The sequence below is a fragment of the Streptococcus sp. VTCC 12905 genome (genome assembly GCF_049893385.1).
Lineage (GTDB): Bacteria > Bacillota > Bacilli > Lactobacillales > Streptococcaceae > Streptococcus > Streptococcus suis_AA.
Genome location: NZ_JBMVJC010000049.1, coordinates 1 through 7,509 on the forward strand (window position 1 = coordinate 1; position 7,509 = coordinate 7,509).

Sequence of the window (7,509 nt, forward strand, 5' to 3'; positions counted from 1 at the left end):
AGATTTTGAAGAACAACAAAAAATAGGGGCATTTTTCAAAAAGATAGACGAGACTATCACCCTTCATCAGCGTAAGTTAGATTTGTTGAAAGAGCAGAAAAAAGGCTACTTGCAAAAGATGTTTCCCAAAAATGGAGCCAAAGTTCCTGAATTGCGATTTGCGGGGTTTGCTGGTGATTGGGAAGAGAGTAAGTTGGGGAAGGTATTTGACACCATAACAGATTACGTGGCAAATGGAAGTTTTGAATCGCTGAGAAAAAATGTTAATTCGTCAGATATTAACGGATTTGCTTACCTAGTAAGACTTCAAGATGCTTCAAATAATTGGCAAGGCCCATGGCTGTATACCGATCAGCATGGGTACGAATTTCTAAAAAAGTCTAAACTACAACCTGATGATATTATAATGGCTAACGTCGGTAGTGTTGGAAAGTTTTTCTTAGTTCCAAAGTTAGACAAGCCGATGACATTAGCACCTAACGCAGTGCTTATTAAATCTAGTGAAAACGACCAAGGGTTTCTATATCAAATGATGCTCACTCCAGAAATGCAATATAAGATTTTTGAAAAAACTACACCTGGGGTTCAGTCAAAAATCAACAAAACAGATTTTAAGATGATTGAAACTCGCCTGCCTAATATAGAGGAACAACAAAAAATTGGCTCATTCTTCAAACAGTTAGACGAGACTATCGCTCTTCATCAGCGTAAGTTAGATTTATTGAAAGAACAGAAAAAAGGATTTCTACAAAAAATGTTTGCATAACATGGTGTGAGTTTCTTATTTGAAATAAGAGAAAGAAGGTTAAATATGATAAAAATAGGTTTTCTTTTTGGAGCTGGGGCTGAAATTTCTTACGGGATGCCATCCGGTGGTAAATTTGCGTTAGATATCTTTAGACATTCAACTGAAACAAGTAAAAATACTTTAAAAGACATGCGCTCAAAAATAGATACATCTTCGGCATATGCAACAAATTGGTTGCCTGAAGACTTTGACTCGAAAAGTATTTCTTCATTTGGTCAACGGGTTTTTGATTCAATAATAAAAAGTACAATTGGAAATAATTGAAATGCAATAATCAGTAAATTAGGTGATTTTGATCACCTAGCAGAATCTGCAATAAGTAAAGTCTATGATGATGATAATCACTATATTAATACTGTAGAAACTGATCTTGATAAAAATTTTTCCGATATAAATATTTCCCAAAAATTATCCTATAACGATATATTTGATGCGGGAAATACTCTTTTTAAAAGTCAGTCCTTTTCTATTCTACTTACTTACTACGAAAAATACGCATTTTGTAATGAAGATGAAAAATTGTTATTTAAGAATATAATAGTCTCTATATTTCAATTGCAGTTAGGCGCATTGAGTGAGAATGTATCCAGAAAGATTGAAGAATCTTTATTTAGTAAAAACAGATTAAATTTAGATTTTTTTGATGATTTAGGTGGAATTATAAATGTTAACTATGATATGGCTGGAATTAGCGGGCTAAAGATTTTAGCTGAAAAAGATTTTGCTTCAATAAAACATCCTATAGTTAAATTAGCCTATGCTATATTGGAGAACATTTATTCAGATATTTTAGATTATAAATCGTTAATTGACTCTAATTGGCACTATTTATATAATCCAAAAAACGAGTGGGCTAAGTTTTCTAAAATTGTAGTTTTTCTATACACTGTACACGATTATATACTTAAACAAACTGATGGTTTGGACAAAAATAACGACGGATATTATAATGATATAAAAAAAATACAAGAAGATGATAATTTTGAAATAACTACTATAGGGACTACAAATTATAGTCCTTTCATTTCAACAATTATTAACCACGATATCAAGTTTTTAAATGGTGGAACAAGTATTTATTATGATCCATATCTAAATTCTATTGTTGAAAATGATGATGAAAGCAACCATTTTATTGTACCGTTATTGTTTACTCAAAGTGGAACAAAGCCTATGACTTCAATAGATATGTCTGAGAAATATGTTGATTTTTATCATGAACTTCTTGAATCTGATGTAGTAGTAGTTATAGGATTTGGGTTTAATTCAGACGATGAACATATTAATGGTATATTCAGACAATTAATTAATAAACATGATAAAACAATATACATCGTGGATACTGATACTAATTCAGAAATTCATAAGAAAAACAAAATACAAAAAAAACTTAAGATAGAACGAGCTACTAACATTAATTTTATTACTATAAATCCAGACAATAGAAAATCAGATGATGGTGAAATGTGGTATAAAAAAATATAATCAATGTTTTCTTAAACCCATTATACAAAGAGGGTCTATAATTAGATAATAACCCCTCGAAAATACTATTAAAACAGCCCTAATTATCTATTGATTAGATAATGGGGGCTGTTTTTTTGTTAAGTGATATAATAAACCATAAAAGAAGTTTAGAAATACGGTCCTGGTCATAAATAAACAATTTAATTAATTATTTATTTAATTTCAGAAAGGGTTCTGTTGCAAAGTTTGTTGAAAATGATAATAAGTGATTTTTTTAAAAGAAAAATAAAATAGAAAGAATAAAGAATAATATGAAATTTAAAGATTATACTTGGGATAAAGAGTTTGAAATAAAAGGGTATTTTTCAGAAATACCCGAAGATATTGTTAATGAGCATGATTCCTTAAGTGGTATTTTACATTATTCTCCTAGTGAAATTGTACTTGAATTATTCGGTGCGTTCGAAGTAGAGTCTGGAATATCTTTTGGATTTGGAAAGTATTTGGAGAAAATTTACGGATATTCAAGCGATGGAAAAATTATAATATTAAATACCTATGGAGAACCTACTGGAACATCCTCCTCCCCTGGATTTCCAATAACTAAATATCATGTAAAAAATTTCAAAATTTATAATGTATATTACAGTGCAATTGAAAATTTCAATTATAGTTCTGAATCTTTTAAGAATCTGTTTGATAAGTTAGAGAGTGAAAAATCTGTAGAATATAAGTTTAGTTTTGAACACATTGAAGAATGGGTAGATAAATCATTAGTGGATATAAAGCTTGGAATAAGTTTACCCATCAAGAGATTTCATTAAGGAAAATTGAGTCAAACTTTGACAATATACTAAATCATTGGTTTGATAAATCAGAGGAACTTGAATTTATAGTTAGGGAATTTTCAAAAAATCTTCATGGTGATTTATACTTAGAAGATCAACTTGTTGACGCAATACGAAATTTAGAAGTATACTCTAGAAACTTTATGAATTTTAAGAAATGTGAAAATTTATCAGATGGTGAGCAAATGGCAAGGAAAGCTTTGCTTGATTTTATAAAAACATCAATTCTACAAGAATTTAGGAAAAAGTTCGAAAATAAATTAAAATTTGGCCCAAGAGGACCTGTGCTTGCCGAACGTCTGGCAAATTTATTTGATTCAATAGACGAACCAAGTAAAGTTAAAATCTTTTCGAAATACCCAGATAAAGAATTATTAATAAAAAAGTTAATTCAAACACGTAATTATCATACTCACGGAGATTCCAAACATAAATATCCATTAATGATTAGTGATTTTAATGAAATGTATGAAACAAAATTACTGTTGCAAGAAATATTAAGATTTTATATTTACAAAGAGTTAGATATGAAATATGTCTATGAAAATTCATAAATATGTTGGTTCTGTTGCAAAGTTTTCCAAAAAATCTATTTTAGTTTAAAATTGAGAAAAAAGACAGAGAGGACAGAGTAATGAATGTTTAGAACTTAGTAGTCGTCCAAAAACGACTACTTTTTTTGTTGAATCGTCCAAGGACGATTCGATGCTTTTGACTTGTAAGAACAGGATTGAATGAAGCCATACTGTTCGCATATTTTTAGTGGATGAACAAACAAAATACGAGAGATTTTTTCTTCTTTTTGTATGACAAAAAGAAAGATCTTTTGCCCATTTTATTTTTATAAAATGGGTAGGTGGCGTTTGCGTAAAGCAAATCGACACAATCCAAAGGGGATAAAAGGGGAAAGTGAAACTTCCCCCTTTTCAAGCCACATTGTAATACAAGAACGAAGTGCTTTGTATTACAATGTGATAGCTTGCAGTATTTATGGTTTTATGTTTTCTATTTTGTTGTGAGGATTGTAACCGAATAGGGCGCAATACTTATTACAAAATCAATGACAAAGGGCGATTGAGGAATGAGCGCTGAGGCATTTTATCTTTGAGGAAGTTCTTGATGGATCAGAAAAATGTATCACAAATTTAAACAAAGACTCACTCATTTAAGAGACGCTACTATCATGAAATTTTGTTGTTGCGATAAGCAACTTCTGATACACGATTTTTAGCCATTACATCACTCGTTTTTAGAGTGATGTGTAAGTGCGCATTGCACTCTTTTTTAACGAAACAAGCCGACCAGCGTTTGAAACTTTTTAGTTTTTCATCATTCTATTTTAAAACGCTCTAAAACTCGATTTAAGCGACTTTAATTCGAAACTGTCTATTTTGTTCAAAGGGAACATTAAGAATGCTTAAACGAGCTTTTAAGTGGGTTTAAAGTGATTTTGAATTGAATAGCTTGTTGTAAGTTGTAAAAAAACAAGTTAAACAAAGTATAGGTTTTCCATTTAAGGGTTGTTAGGGCTTGCCCTGACCGTCTGTAAGACGCTTGATTGCATGATATGAGTATTTAGCTAGTCAAACAGTTAAAACAGCTTATATGAGCAATTAGAGGGAATACAATAAATTCCTAAAAGTGGTTTTGATCTTTTCTTTTAGCGAGTGAACGAAGTGAACGCTGCAAGTAAAATGTGAGCGTGGTTTTTGCTCACTCCTTTTTTGATGATTTTGACCTTTATTTTTACATTCGCCGTTTGTATAATTAAGCGAGACAAATAAAAAAGCCATTTATGTTACACTCAAATTGTAATACCCGCTAAAGCATACAAGGAGAGTGAACATAAATGACTTATACCCATCTTACACCAAACGAGCTTGTAATGATAGAAGCATATTTTCATCAAGAAACTCCGGTTGCTATCGTTGCGAAGCAGCTTAAACGTGGACGCCAAACAATTTACAATGTCTATAACTTTCTCAAATGTGGTGGAACAGCACTTGAATACTTTGAACAATACAAAGAAAATAAGCGATGTTGTGGGAGAACCGAAATCATTTTTCCTGCTGAGGAAAAAGAATACATTGCAAAAAGATCAACTGAAGGTTGGACCTCAGACGTCATTATTGGCCGTGCAGAGCGAACCTTCTCTTGTTCAGTAAGTACCCTCTATCGCCGGTTTAAGACGGGAGAATTCAATGTTTTACATTTACCGATGCAAGGAAAACGAAAACCAAATGGTTATAAGGAAAAACGTGGAAAACAGGCATTCAAAAGAAATATTTCTGAACGTAAAAAAGATTATGTCGTTTTCGAAGAAGAATTTGGACATTTAGAGGGTGATACGATTGTCGGCATCCATTATAAAAGTGCCGTCATCACACTCGTTGAGCGACTTTCAAAAGCCATTATCGCCTTGAAACCAGAAGGCCGTAAGGCAGTTGATATTGAAAATTCGATTAATGAATGGCTTCAATCCGTACCCAAAAATCTTTTCAAATCAATTACCTTTGATTGTGGAAAAGAATTCTCTAATTGGAAAAGTATTAGTAATACGAATGATATTGATATTTATTTCGCAGACCCAGGAACGCCTTTCCCAACGGGGATTAAATGAACATTCAAACGGACTCCTCCGAAAAGATGGACTACCAAAAGAAATGGACTTCAACCAAGTCAATCAAGGATTCATCTCATCCGTTGCTTCCAAAAGAAACCATATCCCTAGAAAATCACTAAATTACCAAACACCATTAGAAGTTTTTTTGAGTTACGTAAATGGAAAGTTTTGTCTCGCTTAATTTGACAAATAATAAGTTGTCTCTCTACCAGCACTAAATGTCGAAGAGCCAAAAATCTGAGCCAGAATGAGGTTCGTTCTGACCCAGATTTTATTTTGCACAACTCATCAGTCCTTATTAACAAAGAGCTCATATTCCTCATGTTGAGAATACGAAGGCCATGTACCAGCTTATTGGTTTAGTATATAAAATTACTCATTATTTTTGTCATATTCCATCTCATCTTCAGTTACCCACATATGATTCTTAACTTCTTTTTGACCATCGGTTGGAGTGTAATTAACAACGTAAACAGTTCCTTTAATAGATTTATCTACTTTTGCTTCAGCTCCCATCATCCCATCCATGTGATCGGCATTCAAGATAACAGTATCGCCCTCATTTGCTACAGTCTTAGTATCTTTTAACTCTTCTTGTACTACCCATCGATGATTCTTAACCATTGGTCCTCCAGTTTTTGGCTTATAGCTTACTTCATAAATTGTAGTATCAAAGGCCCCTACAACTTGAGCTTTTGCACCTTTCATCCCTTTCATATGATCGGCTAGCAGTATAACATTACTTCCCACCGGGAATTTAGGGTTCGCAGCATCTTTCATTGAAGAAGGAACCATACCTTCGTGATTCATTCCCTCCATACTATTCATTTCACTAGACGCTGTAGAAGTCAATTCCTCGTTTGTGCTTTTAGAATTATTCGATTCACTTTGATTGCTACACGCTCCTAAAAATACAATAATTCCAAGACTTACAAATACTAATTTTATCATCTTTTTCACTGTCTTCATCCTCCTTTAATTAATCACATTTAGGTCATCTCATAAATTTGTAATCCAAAAACTTCTTTTTTAATTGTAGCTATTGATAAGTCCTTCTTAGAAAAGATTACTACAGAATTTGATAAGATATCTAAATGAACTTTTTCGACACTATCTATCGAAATCAGTTGAAAAAATATTTTTTTTGCCCAACCTTCACATGCTAGTTTAGCATTTTTTATCTGTTTTTGAAACAAATAACTCTCCTCCTTTATTGAAATGGTAACTTTATAACAAATTTAGTTCCTAGACCTAATTTACTTTTTACAGTTATACTACCTTTATGCGCTTCAACAACGCTCTTTACAATAGCTAATCCGATACCTTGCCCCCCTAAAGCTCTACTTCTGGAGGGGTCAGCCATATAAAATCTATCAAAAATATGAAGTTGCTGATCTTTTTCTATACCGATGCCGTTGTCTTCAACAATTAAAAGAACATGGTCTTTATTTTTACTTATAGAAAACTTAATGGTTCCCTCCTTTTGCGTAAATTTAATAGCATTATTCAAAAGATTGATAACAACTTGGTTCATTTTATCTTTATCTGCAGATATATTGATGTTATCCCCTTGGATTTCAACATGAAGTTTTTTTGAGTTACGTAAATGGAAAGTTTTGTCTCGCTTAATTTGACAAATAATAATTTTTGAAAAAAATAAAAAAGGCGAAGCCTATATTAATTTATGGTAGTGTAAAATAAGTTGTGTAAACACAAAAAGGAATAAATCCGTTATAGTAGAGTTGCAAAACATTACTAGAAAG

The 7,509-nt window shown here is 32.0% G+C and carries 5 protein-coding genes and 3 pseudogenes; 5 read left to right on the forward strand and 3 right to left on the reverse strand.

The features are described from left to right. From ACPC58_RS11240 to ACPC58_RS11260, 5 genes and pseudogenes are all read left to right on the forward strand, one after another. Positions 1-766 (forward strand): restriction endonuclease subunit S (locus ACPC58_RS11240; RefSeq protein WP_434066010.1); only part of this gene is annotated, 766 nt, incomplete at its 5' end. A gap of 45 nt (positions 767-811) precedes the next feature. Continuing rightward, positions 812-1,072 (forward strand): hypothetical protein, encoded by a 261-nt coding sequence (locus tag ACPC58_RS11245; RefSeq protein ID WP_434066011.1) that lies wholly within the window; start codon positions 812-814, stop codon positions 1,070-1,072. A gap of 255 nt (positions 1,073-1,327) precedes the next feature. Further along, complete coding sequence (locus ACPC58_RS11250) at positions 1,328-2,293, forward strand: hypothetical protein (RefSeq protein WP_434066012.1); 966 nt, start codon at positions 1,328-1,330, stop codon at positions 2,291-2,293. Between the two features lie 293 nt (positions 2,294-2,586). After that, positions 2,587-3,677: pseudogene (locus ACPC58_RS11255) on the forward strand (HEPN domain-containing protein). A gap of 1,295 nt (positions 3,678-4,972) precedes the next feature. Then, positions 4,973-5,927: pseudogene (locus tag ACPC58_RS11260) on the forward strand (IS30 family transposase). A 191-nt stretch (positions 5,928-6,118) separates the two neighbouring features. Here the strand turns inward: ACPC58_RS11260 and ACPC58_RS11265 are convergent. From ACPC58_RS11265 to ACPC58_RS11275, 3 genes and pseudogenes are all read right to left on the reverse strand, one after another. Then, positions 6,119-6,715, reverse strand: coding sequence for a YdhK family protein (locus ACPC58_RS11265; RefSeq protein ID WP_081831475.1), 597 nt, complete (start codon positions 6,713-6,715; stop codon positions 6,119-6,121). A 20-nt stretch (positions 6,716-6,735) separates the two neighbouring features. Next, complete coding sequence (locus ACPC58_RS11270; RefSeq protein ID WP_434066013.1) at positions 6,736-6,942, reverse strand: hypothetical protein; 207 nt, start codon at positions 6,940-6,942, stop codon at positions 6,736-6,738. A gap of 14 nt (positions 6,943-6,956) precedes the next feature. Then, a pseudogene (locus ACPC58_RS11275) lies at positions 6,957-7,343 on the reverse strand (sensor histidine kinase); the annotation flags it as partial. Positions 7,344-7,509: the final 166 nt, after the last annotated feature.

Coding starts and splice junctions, on each gene's coding strand:
- ACPC58_RS11245 (WP_434066011.1), top strand. CDS start 812: ATGATAAAAATAGGTTTTCTTTTTGGAGCTGGGGCTGAAATTTCTTAC.
- ACPC58_RS11265 (WP_081831475.1), bottom strand. CDS start 6,715: ATGAAGACAGTGAAAAAGATGATAAAATTAGTATTTGTAAGTCTTGGA.